General features: G+C 62.0%; 17 protein-coding genes and 4 pseudogenes. 16 read left to right on the forward strand and 5 right to left on the reverse strand.

Annotated features, from left to right (window positions below; all coding sequences use genetic code 11):
* The first annotated feature begins 145 nt into the window (after nucleotides 1-145).
* The 8 genes and pseudogenes from ABNX08_RS38160 to ABNX08_RS38195 form a co-directional block, all read left to right on the forward strand.
* Nucleotides 146-1,213 carry a porin gene (locus ABNX08_RS38160; RefSeq protein ID WP_022540285.1) on the forward strand — a complete coding sequence of 356 codons (1,068 nt, stop codon included), beginning with the start codon at nucleotides 146-148 and terminating at the stop codon, nucleotides 1,211-1,213.
* Between the two features lie 73 nt (nucleotides 1,214-1,286).
* Nucleotides 1,287-2,405: a Re/Si-specific NAD(P)(+) transhydrogenase subunit alpha gene (locus ABNX08_RS38165; protein WP_022540284.1), complete on the forward strand. Its 1,119-nt coding sequence runs from the start codon at nucleotides 1,287-1,289 to the stop codon at nucleotides 2,403-2,405.
* Nucleotides 2,406-2,420: 15 nt separating this feature from the next.
* Nucleotides 2,421-2,771, forward strand: a complete 351-nt coding sequence (locus tag ABNX08_RS38170; RefSeq protein WP_022540283.1) for an NAD(P) transhydrogenase subunit alpha — start codon at nucleotides 2,421-2,423, stop codon at nucleotides 2,769-2,771.
* Nucleotides 2,768-4,243, forward strand: coding sequence for an NAD(P)(+) transhydrogenase (Re/Si-specific) subunit beta (locus ABNX08_RS38175; RefSeq protein WP_374063808.1), 1,476 nt, complete (start codon nucleotides 2,768-2,770; stop codon nucleotides 4,241-4,243). The genes ABNX08_RS38170 and ABNX08_RS38175 overlap by 4 nt, the downstream gene beginning before the upstream one ends.
* Before the next feature lie 140 nt (nucleotides 4,244-4,383).
* Nucleotides 4,384-5,256 carry an MBL fold metallo-hydrolase gene (locus tag ABNX08_RS38180; protein ID WP_349607131.1) on the forward strand — a complete coding sequence of 291 codons (873 nt, stop codon included), beginning with the start codon at nucleotides 4,384-4,386 and terminating at the stop codon, nucleotides 5,254-5,256.
* A gap of 596 nt (nucleotides 5,257-5,852) precedes the next feature.
* Nucleotides 5,853-7,028, forward strand: coding sequence for a CAP domain-containing protein (locus ABNX08_RS38185; protein ID WP_349607132.1), 1,176 nt, complete (start codon nucleotides 5,853-5,855; stop codon nucleotides 7,026-7,028).
* Between the two features lie 237 nt (nucleotides 7,029-7,265).
* Nucleotides 7,266-8,206, forward strand: a pseudogene (locus tag ABNX08_RS38190) (transposase); the annotation flags it as partial.
* Nucleotides 8,207-8,871: 665 nt separating this feature from the next.
* A pseudogene (locus ABNX08_RS38195) lies at nucleotides 8,872-9,189 on the forward strand (group II intron reverse transcriptase/maturase); the annotation flags it as partial.
* A 17-nt stretch (nucleotides 9,190-9,206) separates the two neighbouring features.
* Here ABNX08_RS38195 and ABNX08_RS38200 read toward each other — a convergent pair.
* On the reverse strand, nucleotides 9,207-11,279 hold the full coding sequence (locus ABNX08_RS38200) for a recombinase family protein (RefSeq protein WP_374063770.1): 2,073 nt from the start codon (nucleotides 11,277-11,279) through the stop codon (nucleotides 9,207-9,209).
* A gap of 136 nt (nucleotides 11,280-11,415) precedes the next feature.
* A complete protein-coding gene (locus tag ABNX08_RS38205; RefSeq protein ID WP_349609875.1) occupies nucleotides 11,416-11,748 on the reverse strand; it encodes a DUF6788 family protein in 333 nt (110 codons plus the stop codon).
* 116 nt (nucleotides 11,749-11,864) lie between these two features.
* Here ABNX08_RS38205 and ABNX08_RS38210 point away from each other — a divergent pair, with 116 nt between their 5' ends.
* The 3 genes and pseudogenes from ABNX08_RS38210 to ABNX08_RS38220 all read left to right on the forward strand — a co-directional run.
* The gene (locus tag ABNX08_RS38210) at nucleotides 11,865-12,560 is read left to right on the forward strand and encodes a reverse transcriptase/maturase family protein (RefSeq protein ID WP_374063809.1); all 696 of its coding nucleotides are present in this window, start codon (nucleotides 11,865-11,867) and stop codon (nucleotides 12,558-12,560) included.
* Nucleotides 12,481-12,867 (forward strand): group II intron maturase-specific domain-containing protein, encoded by a 387-nt coding sequence (locus tag ABNX08_RS38215; protein WP_374063810.1) that lies wholly within the window; start codon nucleotides 12,481-12,483, stop codon nucleotides 12,865-12,867. Before ABNX08_RS38210 ends, ABNX08_RS38215 begins: the two co-directional genes overlap by 80 nt.
* An 83-nt stretch (nucleotides 12,868-12,950) precedes the next feature.
* Nucleotides 12,951-13,568, forward strand: a pseudogene (locus tag ABNX08_RS38220) (transposase); the annotation flags it as partial.
* A 164-nt stretch (nucleotides 13,569-13,732) separates the two neighbouring features.
* Here the strand turns inward: ABNX08_RS38220 and ABNX08_RS38225 are convergent.
* A pseudogene (locus tag ABNX08_RS38225) lies at nucleotides 13,733-14,401 on the reverse strand (IS630 family transposase); the annotation flags it as partial.
* Between the two features lie 214 nt (nucleotides 14,402-14,615).
* Here ABNX08_RS38225 and ABNX08_RS38230 point away from each other — a divergent pair.
* On the forward strand, nucleotides 14,616-14,786 hold the full coding sequence (locus tag ABNX08_RS38230; RefSeq protein WP_022540274.1) for a hypothetical protein: 171 nt from the start codon (nucleotides 14,616-14,618) through the stop codon (nucleotides 14,784-14,786).
* 341 nt (nucleotides 14,787-15,127) lie between these two features.
* On the opposite strand, the gene ABNX08_RS38235 is transcribed toward ABNX08_RS38230, so the two are convergent.
* On the reverse strand, nucleotides 15,128-15,367 hold the full coding sequence (locus ABNX08_RS38235; RefSeq protein ID WP_349605987.1) for a hypothetical protein: 240 nt from the start codon (nucleotides 15,365-15,367) through the stop codon (nucleotides 15,128-15,130).
* A gap of 32 nt (nucleotides 15,368-15,399) precedes the next feature.
* Between ABNX08_RS38235 and ABNX08_RS38240 the strand changes: the two genes are divergently transcribed.
* Nucleotides 15,400-15,597: a DUF1643 domain-containing protein gene (locus ABNX08_RS38240; RefSeq protein WP_022540272.1), complete on the forward strand. Its 198-nt coding sequence runs from the start codon at nucleotides 15,400-15,402 to the stop codon at nucleotides 15,595-15,597.
* A gap of 785 nt (nucleotides 15,598-16,382) precedes the next feature.
* On the opposite strand, the gene ABNX08_RS38245 is transcribed toward ABNX08_RS38240, so the two are convergent.
* The gene (locus ABNX08_RS38245) at nucleotides 16,383-16,943 is read right to left on the reverse strand and encodes a phasin family protein (protein WP_349605986.1); all 561 of its coding nucleotides are present in this window, start codon (nucleotides 16,941-16,943) and stop codon (nucleotides 16,383-16,385) included.
* 370 nt (nucleotides 16,944-17,313) lie between these two features.
* Here ABNX08_RS38245 and ABNX08_RS38250 point away from each other — a divergent pair, with 370 nt between their 5' ends.
* From ABNX08_RS38250 to ABNX08_RS38260, 3 genes are all read left to right on the forward strand, one after another.
* Nucleotides 17,314-18,243 (forward strand): IS4 family transposase, encoded by a 930-nt coding sequence (locus tag ABNX08_RS38250; protein WP_374063811.1) that lies wholly within the window; start codon nucleotides 17,314-17,316, stop codon nucleotides 18,241-18,243.
* Between the two features lie 504 nt (nucleotides 18,244-18,747).
* Complete coding sequence (gene ltrA / locus ABNX08_RS38255) at nucleotides 18,748-20,055, forward strand: group II intron reverse transcriptase/maturase (RefSeq protein ID WP_374063775.1); 1,308 nt, start codon at nucleotides 18,748-18,750, stop codon at nucleotides 20,053-20,055.
* A 61-nt stretch (nucleotides 20,056-20,116) separates the two neighbouring features.
* Nucleotides 20,117-20,647, forward strand: a complete 531-nt coding sequence (locus tag ABNX08_RS38260) for a hypothetical protein (RefSeq protein WP_374063812.1) — start codon at nucleotides 20,117-20,119, stop codon at nucleotides 20,645-20,647.
* The last annotated feature ends 155 nt before the right edge of the window (nucleotides 20,648-20,802 follow it).

Raw genomic sequence — 20,802 nt, forward strand, 5'->3', positions numbered from 1 at the left:
GATGGCAGCGCCTGCGTGACACGCACGGCCGCCCGCTGAATAGCCATCGCCGCATCACCAGCTATCGCCGCATCGCCCGTTCTCGGGCTGTGGCGAGCGCTGCCCTGCGCGGGCATCAACTCAAACATACATACGGAGGAGAACGATGAAAACATCAGGAAAGTGCGCCATCGCGGCATCAGTGGGGTGCCTGCTTGCCGCGACGACACAGGCGCAGGCACAGGCGCAGTCGAGCGTCACGCTATACGGCGTCATGGATGCCGGCGTGGAATATGTCAGCCATGCCGGCACGAATGGCTCGGGGTCCGCATACCGCGTCACCTCCGGAAACACCGCGGCATCGCGGTGGGGCATGCGGGGCAAGGAGGCACTGGGCGCGGACATGAGCGCGATCTTTGTGCTGGAGAGCGGCTTCCTGACGGACACCGGTATGGCCGGATTTGGCGGCCGCCTGTTCGGCCGGCAGGCATTCGTCGGCATCGCGGGGCCTTGGGGCCAGGTCACGCTCGGGCGCCAGAACAATATCCTGTTCGATTTCTTCATCCCCTTTGACACAAACCGCTATGCGCCGTACTCCGTGCTTGCCCACGATGCGCAGTTCGCGGGTCGGGCAGACAATGCCATCAAGTACACGGGCAACTTCGGCGAACTGACCATCAGCGGGCTGTACAGCGCCGGCTACGACTCGACCATTGCCAACGGCGGCGAAGTCCCCGGCGCGCCCCGCGTCGGCCAGGAGATCGGCGCCGGCGCCTCGTACACCATCGGCAAGTTCGGACTGGCCATTGCCTATGACCAGCGCCGCGGCACATCCACGGCCACGGCAGGCAACATTGAACGCCGCTACGCGGCGGGACTTCTCTACACCAGCGGCCCCTTCACGGCCGAGGCCGGATACCGGTTCCTGCAGAACGGACTGGGCGCGCCCGCCAGCCGCTCCCATCTCTACTGGCTGGGCGGTGCCTATGCGGCAAGACCGGCACTGACGCTGCGCGCCGGTATCTACCGGACGGATAACCGCGCCTCGGCTGACGACGCCATCAGCTACGTGCTGCAGGCGGCGTACAACCTGTCGAAGCGCACGGAGCTTTATGTCAACGCGTCCTACATGGACAACGCGGGCCGCTCGACGCTGGGCGTGGCGAGTGCGACCAAGGTCGCGCCAGGCGTCGGACAGACCGGCTTGGCAGTGGGCATGAAGCATATTTTCTAGTCCCACACGCGGGGCGCGATAGATATCCCCGGCCGCCGCGACCCAACATCGATCATCATCCAAGGAGACAGAGATGTACATAGGTATCCCGCGCGAGACGCGGGCCGGCGAAACTCGCGTCGCCGCCACCCCCGAGACGGTCAGGAAGTACGTCGCCCAGGGCCACAAGGTGGTCGTCCAGGCCGGCGCCGGCTTGAGCGCAATCCAGCCCGACGGCGCGTATGAAGCGGTCGGCGCCACCATCGGCACTGCCGCCGAAGCGCTGGGAGCACAACTGGTGCTCAAGGTGCGCGCGCCGGACGACGCGGAACTGGCACAGATGAAGCCGGGGGCCGTACTAGTGGGCATGCTCAATCCCTTCGATGCCGAGAACAACGCGCGCATGGCGGCGGCCAACCTGACCGCCTTCGCGCTCGAGGCCGCACCGCGCACCACGCGCGCGCAGAGCATGGACGTGCTCTCGTCGCAGGCCAATATCGCCGGCTACAAGGCCGTGCTGGTGGCCGCGCACCACTACCAGCGCTTCATGCCGATGCTGATGACCGCCGCCGGCACCGTCAAGGCCGCGCGCGTGCTGATCCTTGGCGCCGGCGTCGCCGGCCTGCAGGCGATCGCCACCGCCAAGCGCCTGGGCGCGGTGATTGAAGCGTCCGACGTGCGCCCCGCGGTGAAGGAACAGATCGAATCGCTCGGCGCCAAATTCCTCGACGTGCCGTTCCTGACCGACGAAGAGCGCGAGATCGCGCAAGGCGTGGGCGGCTATGCGCGCCCGATGCCGCCGGACTGGATGAAGCGCCAGGCCGAGCTGGTGCACCAGCGTGCGATCCAGGCCGACATCGTCATCACCACCGCGCTGATCCCGGGCCGCAAGGCGCCGGTGCTGCTGCAGAAAGCGACCGTGCAGCAGATGAAGCCGGGCTCGGTGGTGGTCGACCTGGCCGCCGCGCAGGGCGGCAACTGCCCGCTGACGGTGGCCGACGAAGTGGTCGAGCGCCACGGCGTCATCCTCATCGGCCATACCAACCTGGCCAGCATGGTGGCGGCCGACGCCTCGGCGCTCTATGCCCGCAACGTGCTGGATTTCCTCAAGCTGGTCATCGACAAGGAAGGTCGGTTCACGCTCAACCTCGAAGACGACATTGTCGCCGCCTGCCTGGTGGCGGGACGCAAGGAAGCGGCGCTGGCCGGCTGATTCAAGGAGAAATCAATGGAAATGGTTAGCAACACGGTGATCAACCTGATCATCTTTGTCCTGGCGATCTACGTGGGCTACCACGTGGTCTGGACTGTCACGCCCGCGCTGCATACGCCGCTGATGGCGGTGACCAATGCGATCTCGGCCATCATCATCGTCGGCGCGATGCTGGCCGCCGGCCTGACCGAAGGCAATGTCGGCCGGGCCATGGGCACGCTGGCGGTGGCGCTGGCGGCGGTCAATGTGTTCGGCGGCTTCCTGGTCACGCAGCGCATGCTGGAGATGTTCCGCAAGAAGGCACCCAAGGCACAGCCGCGGGGCAGCGCGCAGGTGGGCGGAGAGCTGGCGGAGGTGGCGCGATGAACGGCCTGTTGATGAATCTGGTGACCCTGTCCTACCTGGGCGCGTCGGTGTGCTTTATCCAGGCGTTGAAGGGGCTGTCGCACCCGACCACGGCACGGCGCGGCAATGCCTTCGGCATGGCCGGCATGCTGGTGGCCGCGCTGACCACGGTGGCGCTGATCCTGAAGCTGAAGAACGAGTTGCTGTCTGGCGCGGGTGCGGGCGAGGCCAGCAATAACGGCAGCGGCCTGGCATTGATCCTGGCGGCGCTGGTGGTCGGCGGCGGCATCGGCGCCTATGTGGCCAGGAAGGTGCAGATGACCAGGATGCCCGAGCTGGTCGCGGCGATGCACTCGCTGATCGGTCTTGCGGCGGTGTTCATCGCCGTGGCCGCGGTGGCCGAGCCGGCCGCGTTCGGCATCGCGCCGGCGGGCTCGCACCTGATCCCGCTGGGCAACCGCATCGAGCTCTTCATCGGCTGCTTTGTCGGCGCCATCACCTTCTCGGGCTCGGTGATCGCCTTCGGCAAGCTGGCCGGACGCTACAAGTTCCGCCTGTTCCAGGGCGCGCCGGTGGTGTTTGCCGGCCAGCACTGGCTGAACCTGCTGCTGGCGGTGGCGATGGTCGGCTTCGGCATCATCTTCTTCATGTCGCAGGCGTGGCTGCCGTTCCTGATCATGCTGGCGATCGCCTTCGTGCTGGGCGTGACCATCATCATCCCGATCGGCGGCGCCGACATGCCGGTGGTGGTGTCGATGCTGAACTCGTACTCGGGCTGGGCGGCGGCGGGCATCGGCTTCTCGCTGAACAACCCGATGCTGATCATCGCCGGCTCGCTGGTGGGATCGTCCGGTGCCATCCTCTCGTACATCATGTGCAAGGCGATGAACCGCTCGTTCTTCAACGTGCTGCTGGGCGGCTTCGGCGGCGCCACTGGCGCGACGGCGGCGGTGGACCAGGGCCAGCGCAACGTGAAGTCCGGCTCGGCCGACGACGCCGCGTTCCTGATGGGCAATGCCGAGACGGTCATCATCGTGCCCGGCTACGGCCTGGCCGTGGCGCGCGCCCAACACGCGCTGAAGGAACTGACCGAGAAGCTGGCCGAGAAGGGCGTGACCGTGAAATACGCGATCCATCCGGTGGCGGGCCGCATGCCGGGCCACATGAACGTGCTGCTGGCCGAGGCCGAGGTGCCGTACGACCAGGTCTTCGAGATGGAAGACATCAACAGCGAGTTCGGCCAGGCCGACGTCGTGCTGGTGCTGGGCGCCAACGACGTGGTCAACCCGGCGGCCAAGACCGATCCCAAGTCGCCGATCGCGGGCATGCCGATCCTGGAGGCGTACAAGGCCAAAACCATCATCGTCAACAAGCGCTCGATGGCCGCCGGCTATGCGGGGCTCGACAACGAGCTGTTCTACATAGACAAGACCATGATGGTGTTCGGCGACGCCAAGAAGGTGGTCGAGGATATGTTCAAGGCGCTTGCGTAGTACCCTGACCGCTCTTGCGCTCGACGTATGCACACTGCAGAAAACCGGACGCCGGCCTTGCGCCGGCACACCGAGACGCCCTTTCACGGCGCCCCAATCACTAGCCCACGATGACGCCAGCCAAAAATTCTTCAACGTCCATGGAAGTCGACGCCTTCTTCGACCCCGATACCGGGACCCTGAGCTACATTTTGCTCGATAGCTCGACCCGGCAATGCGCCCTTATCGACAGCGTGCTCGACTACGACCCGAAGTCCGGCCGCACGCGCACCACCAGCGCTGACCGGCTGGTAGCGCGCGTGCAGGAACTGGACGCCACCGTGCAATGGATTCTGGAAACGCACGTCCATGCCGACCATCTCTCGGCCGCGCCATATCTTAAGCGGCGACTCGGCGGACAGACCGCCATCGGGAACCAAATCACCACAGTACAGAAGGTCTTCGGCAAGCTGTTCAATGCCGGGCCGGAATTCTCGCGCGAGGGGCGCCAGTTCGATCGGCTGCTGACCGATGGCGATACCTTTGCCATCGGTAGCCTGCAGGCGCGGGCGATGCACACGCCCGGCCACACACCGGCCTGCATGACCTATGTGATCAGCGACAGCGACGGCCACGAGATGGCAGCCTTCGTCGGCGACACGCTATTCATGCCCGACTATGGTACCGCCCGCTGCGACTTTCCAGGCGGCGATGCAGGCACTCTTTACCGTTCCATCGGCAAGTTGCTGAGCCTCCCGCCGGAGACTTGCCTTTACATGTGCCACGACTACAAGCCTGGCGGCCGGGAACTACGCTACGTGACCACGGTAGCGGACGAGCGCGCGAACAACATCCATGTGCGCGATGGCATCCCGGAGGAGGAATTTGTCGCGATGCGCGAGGCGCGGGATGCCACGTTACCGATGCCCGCGCTGATCCTCCCCTCAGTGCAGGTCAACATGCGCGCCGGCGAATTGCCAACGCCAGAATCCAACGGCGTGCGCTACTTAAAAATTCCGCTCGACGCGCCTTGATGGTAGGAATGCCTTCGCTAGCGCCGTAGAAACTGGAAAAAAGATACGGACTAACTTCGCCCTCACCGCTGACCTTTGGGCCAACCGAGGAAGGGACATCCGGGCTTTGATAAGGCAACGTTATCGTGCCTTATCGACGTGTCATGGCAGAGCTAACGCTTCACGTTCATCCCGGCCTCGCGCGCTGCTGCTGCTGAGCAGTGCTTGCCAAAGATGGCGGAAGCGCAACGGCGATAGCCGGCCAGTTTGATATAGCGCGGGAAGACCTGATCTTAGCTCTGATCTTAGCTCCCGCTCTTGCGCGCTCTCAATGCTTACTGCAAAAGATCTGCGAGCGGCAATCAAGTGCCGCCTGGATCCCCGGCAGGGGCAAGTGCTGCGCTGGCGGGTCACATCTAAGCCATTGTTAGCAAGCTGGGCGCTGCACGGCACTTGCTCATAAGATCGTGCCCGGCCGGTTCAGCCCGGACGCCTTTTCTGCCATAGCAAACCGTCGCGCCCGCACCGCCGTCCGGCGTCTGCCTGTGCGGGCGGATGCCTGGGCAGTTCCCCTTCATCTTCGTCAACTTACCTGCAGACCGATGCCTGGGAAATCCTTGCTTGCGAATTCCTCCATTCAACCGCGCGCGGCGCGCCCTGCTTACATCTATCCGGCGCTCCACCTGATCGCCGCCTGCGCCGCTGTAGTGCTGTCCGGCTGCGGTGGCGACGGCGACGGAGGTGATAGTGCCACCAAGGCAGTCGCCTCAGGTAGCAACTCCGCGACTCAGCCATACACCAGCAGACGAGGCGGCTCCGGGAGCCCGACGACGCCGACAACGCCCGCCACTGGGGGGGCGTGCTACACCGTCAGCGGCAGCGTACCGGCACCGGCCAACACCACGGTGGTCAGCCTGCTGCCCGCCCGCGGCGCCGGCGTTAGCAACTACACCGTGCTCGGCGAGCCGCGCAGTGCAGGCCTTTGCTATGTCAATTTCCGGCGCGAACAGATCGGACTGCCGCCGTTGGTGGCACGCGATGCGCTCGGCACGGCGGCGCAGAACCACACCAGTTATATGCTGGCCAACAACATGCTGACCCACTCCGAACAGTCGGGCAAGCCTGGCTATACCGGTGCCACGCCAGACGCGCGTATCCAGGCGCTCTACCCGACCAAGGCCACCGCTGAAGTGGTGGCCGGCGCCAATAGGTGGACCTCAGTCGCCAATGCGCAACTGTCGCTTTCGCCCAAGGATGCCCTGGTGGTGGATCTGCTCAATGCTCCCTTCCACCGCGCTGCGCTGCTGGGCAGCTACCAGTCAGCTGGCAGCGGCTATGCCGAGAGCGTCGGCCCCAACGGCAGCGGCACCGCCGCGAGGTACTTCCAGACTATCGACCTGGCCGACGCGAGCAAGCCTGGTACCGACAACCAGATGGTGGCCTATCCCTTCGATGGCCAGACCGACGTGCCGCCGAGCTGGGTCAACAATGAAAGCCCCAACCCGGCTCCCGGTTACGAGGGCAAGACGGTAGGCTATCCAGTCTTGCTGCAAGCCATCAATACCAGCCTGCAGTTCGCCACCGACACCTTCACACTTGCCGACGCCCAGGGCCGCAACGTCTCCTGCCTCAAGGTCGATAGCCGTTCCACCGGAATGTCTAGCTACGCACGCGGGCTGGCCATCTGTACGCCGCAGACGCCGCTGGCCAGCAAGCAGCGCTACTCTGTGACCGTAGCCGGCAAGCTGGGAACCCAGCCGGTCAACCTGAGCTGGTCCTTCACAACCCGCTAAGCCATCAAGCCAGACGGGCGACCGCCGGGATCGCGAGGGCGTCACCGGAGCATCGCAGGCCTGGCGCAAAATCAGGGCCCTTCAGGAGGGTCCGCTTTGAGATCTCTGGCGGCGAAGACGGTGCGATCGCTGGGACGCTGTTCATCATGATCGTCGATGGCTCCCCCCGGCGTCAGAATAGTTGTCGTGTTACCTGATTTCGATTGACCCAGTCTGGGGGCGGTAGAGTCAGAGTGAATGAGAGCCTATTCAGCAGAGAGAAAGGAAGCGCTGTTGCGCCGCATGATGCCCCCCGAGAACGCGTTGGTGTCGGCGCTGGCAAGGGAGACTGGAATCACTGAGCAGACGCTGTATGCTTGGCGTCGACAGATGAAAGCGCAAGGAGTCCCGGTGCCGGGAGATGGAAAGAACCCCGAGGCCTGGTCCTCGGAAGACAAGTTTGCGGTGGTGCTGGAAACCGCGCCGCTCAATGAAGCGGAATTGGCCGAGTATTGCCGCCGCAAGGGTCTTTATGCGGAGCAGATCGCTGCCTGGCGAGAGGCCTGTCGATCGGCCAATGCCAACGCCGGTGAGCAGGCGCGAGAGCAACGGCTTCAGTCGAAAGGTGACAAGAAGCGCATCCAGCAGCTTGAGAAGGAATTACAGCGAAAGGAGAAGGCGCTGGCGGAAGCGGCCGCACTGCTCATCCTGAGAAAAAAAGCCCAGGCGATTTGGGGAAAAAAAGAGGACGACTGATCAGCGTCCCAGATCGCCGGTTGTGTATATCGTTGATTCGAGAGGCAGAACACTCTGGCTGCCGACTGACGCAGGCTTGCGACGAGTTGGGTCTGAGCCTGCGCACCTTCCAGCGCTGGGTTCGGGATGGCGACGAGGTGGTCGCAGATGCTCGCACCACCACTGAGCGGCCAGCGCCAGCCAACAAGCTAAGCGAGCCGGAACGCCAGCAGATTCTTGAGGTGGCCAACAGCGTGGAGTTTGCCAGTTTGCCGCCCAGCCAGATCGTACCGACGCTGGCGGACCGCGGCCAGTACGTGGCCTCGGAGTCGAGCTTTTATCGTGTCTTGCGTAGCGCGTCGCAGCAGCATCACCGCGGTCGTGCGCGCAAGCCCTCGGCCCGGGTGGTGACCAGCCATTGCGCCACCGGACCCAATCAGGTGTGGAGCTGGGACATTACCTGGAGTACGCCCAGCCAGCGTAGCCCGCCCGTTTGGGGGTGAAGCTGCTTGAGCATGTTTGGAATGCAGGACCCGGTGGAAGTGACATTGCAGTACCGGGGTATGCCCTTCCTCTGCTGCGAGGGGAAGTGAGCCGAAGCGGCGGTGACCTGCTGACACTGGCAGGGTGACGTAGTCCGTGGGAAACGGGGCTTGCGGCGAAGCGGTTACGCCAAGATGAGTCTCTAGGCTGAGCATGGGACGGTTGAGGAACACGAACCTGTTGAAACGCATCTGAGGGTTGAAATGTCACCCCTGCCCACACCGCTTTATGGGCAGGACGCGGGCTGTTTCCGGGCACATCCATGGTCCGGGGGCACGAGTACTGACTGGACAAGTATGCTGGTCAGCATGGAACCACGGGGAGCGCGCAGCTAGATCGTGGTGCCCGCGACGACTTGCGGCAAGCAAGGATAAAGACTGCGACAGGCAACCTCGCTCATGCGGTGAGTCCAGCATGTGAACTGGGGAAGGTTTGCACAGATGCCAAGGGAGTGTGCCCCCGATGATGTGCAAACTGGCGGAGCCTCCGTAGTAGTCCGAGGTCGGGAAAGCCGGCCACATGGCGAAGGGAGGCAGTTGAAGTGGTTTGTTTGGTTGACTAGCTGACCCTAGTGAGGTGAAGACCTTTGATAATCAGTGAAATGCAAAGCAAACTGGCGACATGGTCGACGGAGAACAAAGAACGCAAGTTCGATCGACTCCTGAGGCTGATTGCCAATCGGGATTGGCTGAGCGAAGCGGCTCGCATTACACTGGCCTCCAGTGGAGCCGGCACGCCGGGCGTGGACGGGGTCAACAAGTGCATGATGGAAGCGAATCTCCAGCATGAACTGGCGACGATACGCGACGAGTTGCTGACGGGTTCATATAGTCCGTTGCCTGCGCGACGCGTGTACATACCGAAAGCGAACGGCAAGCTCAGGCCGCTCGGCATACCGACGGTGATCTCATAATGCACCTCTCACAGTTGAGTGTGGGAATGTTGCCCCCGAAGATGCCCTGAAGTGCGCACCCAGTCCCGCAGTTGCTGTTCCTTGACGGGATCCAGCGTGATCCACCATGGGCCCCGCCCGTCGAGCTTACGAGCGTGGACCACCTGGCGCTCAATCCAGTAATACACGACGTGTGGACTGATGCCTAGTCGGTGAGCGAGTTGCTGGACCGTGAGTTCGTCGGGCCGCATGAAGTTGGTCGCCGCAATCCCGTACCGGTAGCGGATCCATTTGACCATGGAGAGCGTGAACGATTTGCCAGTTGGGCTGCGCAGGCCTTCCTGATTAAGGTGCGCAACGATTTGTGGCTCGGACAAATGTTGCGACAGTTTGCGCACGTGCTCGACGGTTGCAGTGGGATAGCGCACCGCGTCGGCGACCGGCTTGGGCAAAGTCACGGTGGTGTCGGTACAGGTGCCTCCCTGCCAACGCACGTGTAGGACCACCTGTCTGGTTGCGGGCAGTTTCTCGACCGTAATGTCCCGGATGAGCAGTCGCAGCATGCGCTTGCGATCCTTCGCCGGGGTCGCCGGAGCACGCCAGAGGCGCGGCAGATTGTGCGCCAGTGCGAGGATCTGGGCCTTCTGTTCGGGTGTGGCAACGCGCGCCTTCTGGCTCTGGAACTGGGCGGCTTCCGTCTTGATCGCTTCGAGGCGAAGCATCGCGTCATTCCAGCGCCGCTCGAGGGTGCCCGTGACCAGACGGTTGGCGGGATCGCATTCCTGATAGCGACGCTCGGCAAGAGCGACTTCATACTCGGCGCGTTCGATGCGCATATGCCACTGACGCATGATGGCGTGATCCCGCTGCTCGAGTTCGTTCAGGGCGGTCACGGCGAGTTCGAATTCGGCTGGCCGCAGGGCCGCGAGCATTGCTTCGCCGATCGCGTTGTCGAGCAGGTCGCTGCGCACGCTCATGCAATCTCTGGTCGCTAAACCCTGGCGGCGCTGCGCATTGCACAAGTACATTGGGTAGATGCCACCGTTACCCTGGTAGCGCACGGTCAGCGCCCGACCGCAGCAGCCACATAGCAGCAGCCCCTGAAGCAGCGCCAATCCTTCACGCGCCGCACCGCTGAGCACGGTACCTTCGCCGTTGGTTCGGTTGCGCGCCAGGCGTGCCTGGTTGCGCTCGAATTGCTCCGGGGTGATATACCCTTCGTGATGGTCGGGCAGATGGACACGCCAGTCCGCCTTGGGTACCGGCTGCACGCGCTTTTGGACCTCTCCCTGTGGCGTGATGCGTTGCCGGTACTGGTACCGTCCAAAGACATAAATGCCCGCATACGAAGGATTCTTGATCAGGCCGATCACGCGCTCATGGCTCAGGCGCCCCCAGATGAGCCGGCCCGCCCAAGCGCCGCCATAGGCGCGCTTGGGAAAGCGCAAGCCACCTTCGGCAAAGCGCTTGACGACCGCGTATGCGCTGCCGGTCTCTCGAAAGAGATGAAACACCAACTGCACGGCGCCGCGTACCTCGTCATCGGGGTCCAGGACGATGCGGCCGTCGTCGTCATAGCACAAGCCGACTGGCAGTGGAAAGCGCAACTCACCCTTCTGCGCCTTGTTGAGCTTGCCGCCTTGGAGGCGCCCGCGCAAAAAGTGCAATTCGGCCTGTGCCATCGTGCCTTTGAGGCCCAGCAGCAGGCCGTCGTTGAAGTCGCCCGGGTCGTAGCACCCATCGGCGTCGACGACCAAGGTACCGGTGAGCGCGCACAACTCGAGCAGGCGATGCCAGTCCAGATTCGAGCGCGCCAGGCGCGAGACCTCCAGCGCAAACACGGCGCCCACGTGCCCCATCGAGACATCCGCCACCAGCGTCTTGAAATCCTCGCGGCCCGTCATCTGCGCGCCTGACTGACCGAGGTCCCGATCCAGGATCCGGATCGACGTTTGTGGCCAGCCCAATGCCAGCGCCTTGTCGCGCAACGCATACTGGCGCTCCGTGCTCTCCTGATGGTGTCGCACTTGGGCCAGCGTCGATTGGCGGATATAGATGTACGCCGGCTTGCTCTGATGTTGGGGGGTGATCTTGGTGTTCATCGACGGCCTCCTCGGTCAACTCCAGCGCGGGCTCTGCGGTGAGCCAGGCTTCGAGCATGTTGGCGATGAGTACGCCGGCCGATTGCAGGTCGATGGAGTCGGTGAGCGACAGCGGCGACTGGCTCACCGACGCCCCTTATAGCGCCTCGCGGCGGCGTAATAGTTCGCGATTGATCTCGCAGATCTCCTCGATGATCTCGCGGACACGGTGATAGCTCGCCAGGCGTTCGGTGACGTCGGCGAAATCGGCTTGTGGCACGTAGTCCATTTGTGGTCGGCGCCCGGGAAAACTCACCGACAAGTAGTACTTGGGGCCATGACCTGGGCCATCGGCGCACTTGCAGCCAGGCTTGCCACAGCGCTTGTAGCGTTCGATGAGCGAGCCCCGCAAGAGCGTGTCCAACGCCGGCATTTGCTTGAGCAATTGCGCGCGACGCCTGCGTAATGTTGACGACGGAATATCTTCCATTGGCGGACCACGTTAAAAACTGGTCTGATAGTAGGGCAATGAAATGCATTGATCAAGCTCCTTTGGTTGATGACTTCTTGGAGGACGAAGCGGCAAGCTGATCCCATCGCCTACTCATGAAGGGGATTCGCAAGCGAATCGCCGATCAGCGCTTTCTTGACCTGCTCTGGAAGTTCATCAAAGCGGGCTGTGTTGATCGCGAACTGTTTCGTGCAGCAAGCGAAGGCGTTCCTCAGGGTGGTGTCATCTCGCCCCTCTTATCCAACATCATGTTGCACGAATTCGATGCGTGGATGGAGCGGAACTACCTGAGCAAGAAAGTGCGGAAGGATCGGTGGGCGTGGAACTTCGCAATTCTTAAACAGCGGCCTATTGCTGTTCGAGAAGATCGGCAGTGGAAACCAGCGGTATCCTATTGTCGGTACGCGGATGACTTTGTGATCGTGGTCAAGGGGACGCGTGAACATGCTGAGACAGTACGTGAAGCATGCCGTGGGTTCCTCGAAGGCGAGCTGAAGCTAACGCTGAATATGGAGAAGACCCATATCACGCATGTGAACGACGGCTTTGTCTTCCTCGGTCACCGGATCATTCGCAAGCGTGGGCCACGCGGCCGCATGCGGCCTGTGACGACCATACCGTGGGAGAAGTATCGAGGCTTTGCCGGGAGGCTTTGCCGGGAGGCTCGTCAAGCAACTTTCGGGCAACTACGGCATGAACCGGATGGACCTGATGGAAAGCCTGAATCGGCAGATCGCTGGCTGGGCTGCCTTCTATCAATACACCGACTACACGGCTACCATGTTCACTAAGCTAGACCGAACAGTCTTCTGGAAACTCGGACACTGGCTCGCGCGCAAGTATCGGCGTGGGTTCAGGTCGCTGATGCGCGACTATATCCGAGCGCCGGAGCCGGGACAGGCTACAACATGGGTGTTACAAGGCCAGAACAGTCGAGGGTGGTATGGGGTGGTGGCGCTTCGGCGCCTGGTTACCAGCCGCAAAGGTCGTTTTACCTGGCGTACCCCGACGGAAAATCCGTACATCCTGCGCGATGAGACACGCCGTACCATCGAGTCGCGCTACCCCGTTGTCGCCTTTGCTATGAGCAACACTTGAACGGAGAGCCGGATGCGCTGAGAGGTGCAAGTCCGGTTCGGGGAGGAGAGACAGGGAAATAGTCCGACTACGCCCTGTCTCTTACTCCACTGCCAGCGGAAATCAAGGGCCAGTATTACTACTGGTACATGATGCTGGACGTGTTCAGCCGCAAGATCGTCGGTCATGAAGTGCATCGGGCGGAATCGGCGGAGTTGGCGGCGTTGCTCATGCGGCGAGCCAGTTTGGCCGAAGGTCTGGCTGGACGTCCTCTGGTTCTGCACTCGGATAACGGCAGTCCAATGAAGGGCGCGACGATGCTGGCCACCCTGGAAAACCTGGGGGTGGTCGCTTCGTTCAGCCGGCCGCGCGTGAGCAATGACAACCCCTACGCGGAGTCGCTGTTCCGGACCTGCAAATATCGGCCAGACTACCCGCGCCAGGCGTTCGACAGCGTGGACGAGGCACGCGCATGGACGCAGCGATTCGTGCGTTGGTACAACCACGAGCACAAGCATAGTGGACTGAAATTCGTGACACCGGTGCAGCGCCACGGTGGCGTAGCCGCCGCGGTCCTGGCGCACCGTGAAGCGGTCTATGCTGAGGCTAAGGCCAGAACGCCCGAGCGTTGGTCCGGGCCGACGCGGAACTGGAGATTGGACGACGAAGTCTGGCTCAATCCGGAGCGGATTGAGCCAGCAGAACTAAAGCAGGTTGCGTGAGGTGACGCGACAACTACGTTGACAACCGCCGGCTCCGAGACAGCTATCTCCAAAGCGGGGCCGGAATTCAAGTCCATGGGCAGGAACTCATTCACGTTGGCCCGACAGGTGCCGGCCAAGTGCCAAGTGGCCAAGTGGCCTAGCCGGGTTGCTAGTATACTGCGTCAATTAAATGGCACCGGGCGAATTCGCCGAGTTGGGTCGTTGTACTTCCACTTGATGGGTGCCGGATTCTCGTTGTGCTGACGGATTTAGCGCATCAGCTTCCGGTCTAGGTCCTTCACGGAAGTAAAGATACCGCGACTGATTACGTCACGCTGGATACGGGAGAACCAATTCTCCACCTGGTTCAGCCACGACGAATATGTGGGCGTGAAGTGCATGTGCACGTGCCGATGGGCCCGCAGGAATTCCTGGACGCGCGACGTCTTGTGGCTGCTCACGTTGTCACAGATCACGTGGATTTCCTGACCATCTGGCTGATGGGCCACGATATCGGTCAGAAACACCACGAACTGCTCGCTGGTGTGGCGCGCCGCGGTCTTGCCTAGCACTTCTCCGGTGGCCGTGTTCAACGCGGCAAACAGGCTCAAGGTGCCGTTGCGCTTGTACTCGAATCTATGGCTTTCGGCACGCCCGGGCGACAGCGGCAACATGCGGTCTTTGCGGTCCAATGCCTGGATCGCGGTCTTCTCATCCACGCAGAACACCACCGCATGCGCCGGCGGGTTCAGGTACAAGCCAATGACGTCGGCAGCCTTGGTCTCGAAGTCCGGATCGTTGGAGATCATGTGCTGTGCCAGTCGATGGGGACGCAGACCATGTTTGCGCCAGCGAGTAATGCCAAGGGGCGGCAAAAGACATCCCGGTTGCGCCGCGCATGGATGACCACCCTGGATTGCTCTCCGGACCTCCACTAAGCCGGGTTCGGATGACGGGATCTAGGCCATCTCGTTCATCGACGATCGGAAGCCGACTGACTCAAACGGGTCGGTCTCGGTCGTCGTCCACCGCGGAGCGAGAGCCATCGTAGGATGGCTGTGGCGAATGCCGGAGTACGCCGCGGTGCTGGCGCGCTATGCCCACGGGCAGGAGAAGCTGGCCGGCTGCAAGCGGCTGGCGATGTACGCGCGGCGGTTGTGCGGCATCACAGCCGGCACGCTACTGCTGGACCTGACCGCCCGACACTACCTCCGAAGCAGCAGCGCCAGGACCTGACCAACATAGCCGCCATCGCTGCGACACTGGAAGCTGCGTGCGATCGAACGGCATGGTGGCGCCCAGATCCTCGAGCGAGCCTTCACCGGCTTCACCGCCCTACCGTCGCCCGGCGCAGCGCGCACGTGGCGCGAGGTGATCGGCGTGCCGACTGGCGAACGCGACCTGGATGCCGTCCGGGCGGCGTTCCGGCGGCGCGCTCAGGCGGCGCATCCCGACCGCGGGGGCTCACACGATGATATGGCTGCCCTCACCGTGGCGATGCGGCAAGCGGAGCAGGAGCTGTCTTGACCGGGTTCATCATCAAACCAAAGTGTCCGACCGGCACGGGTTGGATCATGCTACCTGCCACGTTCGGCAGCTTCGCCGAGCGACACATCGACTACCCGTTTCGCGCGAGAAAGCGAGCGACCTACCACAGCTTCGACGGTGCCCGCTTCCTTTCCCGTCCAAGACGAGACGGGCAGATGCCCTTCTGCCGCACAAGCAATCTGGACGCTCAGCGAGCAATTCCCGCCCTTTTCAGTTACCGCAATTTGAATCGCATGGCCGCGATACTGGTACGTACTGACTTCGCTCATGGTGGCGCCCTCTCCGTTGCAAGGATCGTAGCATGAAGCACATGACAACCCAGACCCTCGACGGCGAGGCCGGCTGCGTCCACTCCGACTGCGAGCAATACCGCTATCGCCTCTGGCGCTACTGGGATGCCAGCCGGCCGACGCTGGGCTTCATCATGCTCAACCCATCGACGGCCGACCACCAAGTCAACGACCCGACGATCACGCGGTGCCTGCAGGGGTGGCTTTGATTTTGATCTCGCCAAACATGTGTTCGTGCGACCTGCAAGTCGCGTGAGTTTCTGTTTCACTGGAGCATTTATGACCTGATGAAACCGGTTGTTCCATCAACCGTTCCCTACCCAGACACGCGGAGCCGGTAACAGCTCGGCGTGAAGCTCTGGGGACAACGTAGCCGCCGGATACCCGGTACGCCCAGCCGCAAGGTGAAGCGGAATCTGCCAGCACGAGGGCGGAGAGGAGCAAGGGACGAGTGGGTACGACCAACATATGTGAACTTCGGTTAAACGTCGTGAGTTTGAACAAGCCAAACGTGCTGATAGGCTTGAACCAAAATGGTATGCGGTGAGGAATGGTCTCTGAATACTGGGCCATCATGGACAGCACACCGCCGGCGAAGACGAAGGGTCCGCCCCACTCGGAGACTCATGTGGAACAGGGCAAGCCCATAGCGCCGCCGGCGACGGCAGGCGAACCGCAAGGAACGCTGTTGGCACTGTGGGTAAAGGAATGCGGAAAAAGCGAACGCCCGGCTGTAATGGACGGGATACGGGACTAACCGCTTGTCGCCGCCGGCCTGGTGCTCGTCCGCATCGTGATGCCTGGACGCAACCGGCCACTGAGCATGACCGGTTCCCAGGACAGCGGCTTGCACGCATCGCCGGCGTCGTGCGGCCTCACTCAGCTGACGTTCACCCCTTTGCACACAGGGGACCTACGATGGACCAGTGCAATGTTCATCGCCATGGGAGCAAGCACGCGGCGCGGCGAACCACTCCGTTTTACCCACTGCGAACTACGGCGCAGCCTTCTGCGACGCCTGTTCGTCGGAAGGCTGGCTGGCACTGGCGACAGCGTCGGCGGATGCCTTAAGGCTACTCTCAGCAGCTTGCGTCATTTGCTTCGCGGCATTCCGCATACCTTCGAACAGCAAGTCGGTCGCCCTGATTGCGGCTTGCAATACAGCGTCTGCAGTTCCGGAGTCCCATGGCTCGGCAGCGCTTTTGACCAAGTTAGTCATCTCGTGCTTGTTCGCCTCGTATTGAGCTTCGGCCACCTTGTCGAGCGCTGCCTGTGTATCGGCCGCGATTTTGTACAGATGGCGCTGATACGATAGCGCCTTGTCAGACATCGGACGAAGCAAGTCGGTTTCAACTGCAATCAACTCCTGTGTGTCCTTAACTGACAGCGCTTTTTGTGCCCCCTCCTGTGTTTCGACGAGCGCCGTCTTCACAGTCTGCATATTCAGATCGAGCAATTTCTCGAATCCCTCGAAGGCGTTGTTGGCCAGCCCCACTAAGGCGTCAAGGTTCGCCGTCTGCACATCAGCGATTTGCTTGGAGGACGATTGATTCATTTGCAACTCCTTACTTGTCGAGCGCCCAACTCTGCCATTGACGGCACATCCGAGGAGGGCCTGGTGAACCGACTGGTGCGGCATGACCGGTGGCGGAACTTCCCAATGTGCTCGGGGTTGAACATGCGGCCCCACCGTGCGTGGGGCCCCGCCATCGCACTAGGAGCCTGACAAACAGGTTCTCCTGCGGTCGGAAGACTATGAGATAAATCTAAGCTCGGACTGTGACAGAAAGGCGACGGCAGGCCTGTTCTTGCGCTACGTGACGGTTGACTTCTAAGCCTCACCCCTTTCAAGGTGACGAAAATTGGGGCACCCTCCGTGTTCTCGAACAGAAACCGGAGTCAATGGCGTGGTACTGGACGCAGTGGTGGAACGCTTTATCGAACACAGCCCGATCAGCGTGATGGCGCGCCTGGGGTTGCAACGTGCCCTTGATCCGGCCTGGATCGACGAGTTGTTCGAGCAAGAGCGTGAAACGCAGTACACGCGGGAGTTATTGTTCTCGACGACGGTGGAAATGATGTCGCTGGTCGCCGTGGGGCTGCGCCCGTCGGTGCATGCGGCAGCCAAGGCCAGTCCGGCGCTGCCGGTTTCCATCACCGCGCTGTACGACAAGCTCAGCCGGACCGAGCCGGGGCTGGTTCGTGCCCTGGTGCAAGGCAGTGCGCAGCGATTGGGGCCGGTCGTGCAACCGATGTTGCGCAAGCAGCCGCCATCGGTGAATGGCTATCGCCTGCGCATCGTGGATGGCAGCCATTTGCCGGCGAGCGAAAAGCGCCTGAAACCATTGCGGGGGTTTCGGGGTGCGGCCTTGCCAGGGCAGTCATTGGTGGTCTATGACCCGGACACGGCGATGATCGTCGATCTGGTGCCCTGTGAAGATGCGCATGCCCAGGAGCGGGCCATCATGGAAACCCTGCTCGCATCGGCCCAGCCGGCCGAACTGTGGATCGCCGATCGCAACTTCAGCACCCGGGCGATTCTTGCCGGGTGGCAGCGTCGCGGCAGCGCCTTCATCGTGCGGGAGCACGGCCGCAATCCGAGCCCCAGCGAGCTGGAGCCGTTACGCGAAATGGGCCGGGTCGAAACCGGCATCGTGTACGAGCAAGCGGTCAGCATCCCAGATGAATCGAACGCGCCGCTGGTGCTGCGGCGCATCGAGCTGCATCTGGATGGCGCCACCGAGGATGGTGACACCGTCATCCGCCTGCTGACCAATGTCCCGGCCGCCCATCTGACGGCCGAGGCAGTCGCCCGGCTATACCGGCGACGCTGGAGCATAGGTGTGTCCAGATAAGGACACGTTATCCAGTCGGTGTAAGTCCGACCGAGGCAAAAGACTCAAGCCTCGTAGCTTGGGAGGCGTTATGGCGCGAAAGCAAGATGACGGAGCCCTCCGACAGTATGCTCAGAAAGGAGTGTATGCAACGCACCAGGTTGCAACGTGCAGTGAACGCAGATGTAGCCTCGTCACACGAAAACCCGGTGGCTGAGACGGTCTATAACGCGCGAAAGCAGCAAGAGTTGTCCGAAACGAGTCCGATGCGGCAGCTCTCACCGGCGGGGTATCAGCGGCGACATGGTGTGAAGGATAGCGTGGAAACTGGAGAAGCCCTCGGCACCCGGCGGAGAAAGCCCGTCGAGGAGATGCTCGTTATAACCGCGAGTGGGAAATGCGGGCATAGGTGCCAGGGTGACGGATCGGGTCGTAGTACTGACGATGGGCGTGCAGCAAAACGCGCCCGGAGGGAAGGGCCCGGACCGGTGAGTACTCCGTCCAACAATGTGAGGCAGGGATGAAATGACAAAGGCATCCGGCAGTCTGCAGGAACTGAGAAGGCGGATCTATCGCAAGGCGAAGTCTGACAAGACCCATCGCTTCTGGGGGCTCTTCGTGCATATTGCGAAGAGTGAAACCCTAGACGAGGCCTACCGTATCGCCAAGAGGAACGGCGGTGCACCGGGAATCGATGGTCTGAGCTTTAATGACATCGAGGCATCGGGACGCATTGTATTCCTTGCGGAGATTCAGGCAGACCTCAAAACAGGCAGGTATGAACCCAAGCCGAACCGCAGGGTTGAGATCCCGAAGAGCAACGGCAAGGTCCGCGTTCTCCAGGTTCCTTGCATCCGCGACCGCGTGGTGCAGGGGGCGCTGAAACTGATCCTCGAAGCGGTATTCGAGGCGGACTTCTGCCCGAACTCCTACGGGTTTCGACCGAAGCGGTCCCCACACCGCGCGCTGGCGGAAGTCAGACGCAGTGTGCTGCGGCGCATGTCGACGGTGGTTGATGTGGATCTGTCGCGCTACTTTGACACAATTCAACATTCAACTCTGTTGGGCAAGATCGCGAAGCGCATTCAGGATCCCCAGGTCATGCACTTGGTCAAGCAGGTTATCAAAGCAGCGGGCAAAGTTGGGGTACCGCAAGGTGGCCCATTCAGCCCACTCGCCGCGAACATCTACTTGAATGAGATTGACTGGATGTTCGACGAGATTCGACGCAAGACGGCACAGGGCCCTTACGAGGCAGTGAACTATCACCGGTTTGCTGACGACATTGTCATCACCGTCAGTGGCCACCACACCAAACGCGGCTGGGCTGAACGTGCCCTACAGCGTCTGCGGGAACAACTCGTGCCGCTAGGCGTCGAGTTGAACACGGAGAAAACCATTGTGGTGGATACATTGAAGGAGGACGCCTTTGGGTTCCTGGGGTTCGACCTGCGTCGCGTGCGCAAACGAGCGGGGAACGGGTACTTCGTCCGGATGACCCCCAAGAAGAAGGCTCGCCAAGCCATCAAGGCGAGGATCCGCGACATCATCCGGCATGGAGGCTCGACCCCAGCCGTGAAGCTGATCGCGAAACTCAATGCTGCGGTGGCGGGATGGGTCAACTACTTTCGGGTCGGCAACGCCAGTCGCGCCTTCAGTGAGGTACGCGACTATCTGGAAATGAAGGTCCGAACTCTGCTAACGCGGCGCAAGCGACGCAAGAAGAGGAGCGTCGGGTGGCGACGGTGGAGTAACGAGTACCTCTACGGAGTCCTGGGCTTGTACTGGGACTGGAAAACGCGCCCGCTGTCTGGCGCGGAGGAGTTCGCGTGAAAGCGGCCGCCATACCGACAGGACACATAACCCTTGCGATGAATCTCACTGGGTGAGCTGCTTGAGGGAAAACCTCACGATCAGTTCTTATGGGGAGGGGCTGGAAACGGGCCGGGTTCGCCGAGCACCGCGCCAGTCCTTTACCCGCCAGAATCTGTTTCAGCGGCTGGAATCGGTGCTCAACAGTGAGATTCGTTCGTTGAGCCAACCGCGCGCGGCGCTGCTGGCCTTCGGCGTGGCGGCGCTCGCGTATAACGTACTGAGCGTGATTGCGACTGCGGTGAGAATCCGGCATGAGCTGGATACCAGCGACATCGAGCTCTCACCGTATTACCTCGCCAGCGAAATCCGGGCAACTTATGCCGGCATGATGATCGCGGTGCCGCCCGAGGTGTGGCAGGCCTATGACCTCCTCACCCCAGCTCAGCTCGGTCGCGAGTTGATCAAGATGGCGACGCACGTTGATCCCCGCGCGATGCGCAAACATACGCGGGGACCGAAAGCGCCGAAGAAGAAAGGCTATGTGGCCGGATGCGTAGCACGGCGGCATGTTTCTACCGCCCGTGTCATCAAGGCTGGACGTGTCGTCTAATCACCTTGAAAGGGGTGCTTCTAAGCCTGCCTCATCTGGAGACCAGATGGCTTCCTCTGCCGGTCGCGAATTCACGGTGCCCCCAAGAGGCCTATGCGAGTCGGTACTTGAGAGTAAGCACTAACCGAAAAGGCCCGCCACTATCCCGCTTTACT

Source organism: Cupriavidus sp. DF5525 (assembly GCF_040149425.2).
GTDB classification, from domain to species: domain Bacteria; phylum Pseudomonadota; class Gammaproteobacteria; order Burkholderiales; family Burkholderiaceae; genus Cupriavidus; species Cupriavidus pickettii_A.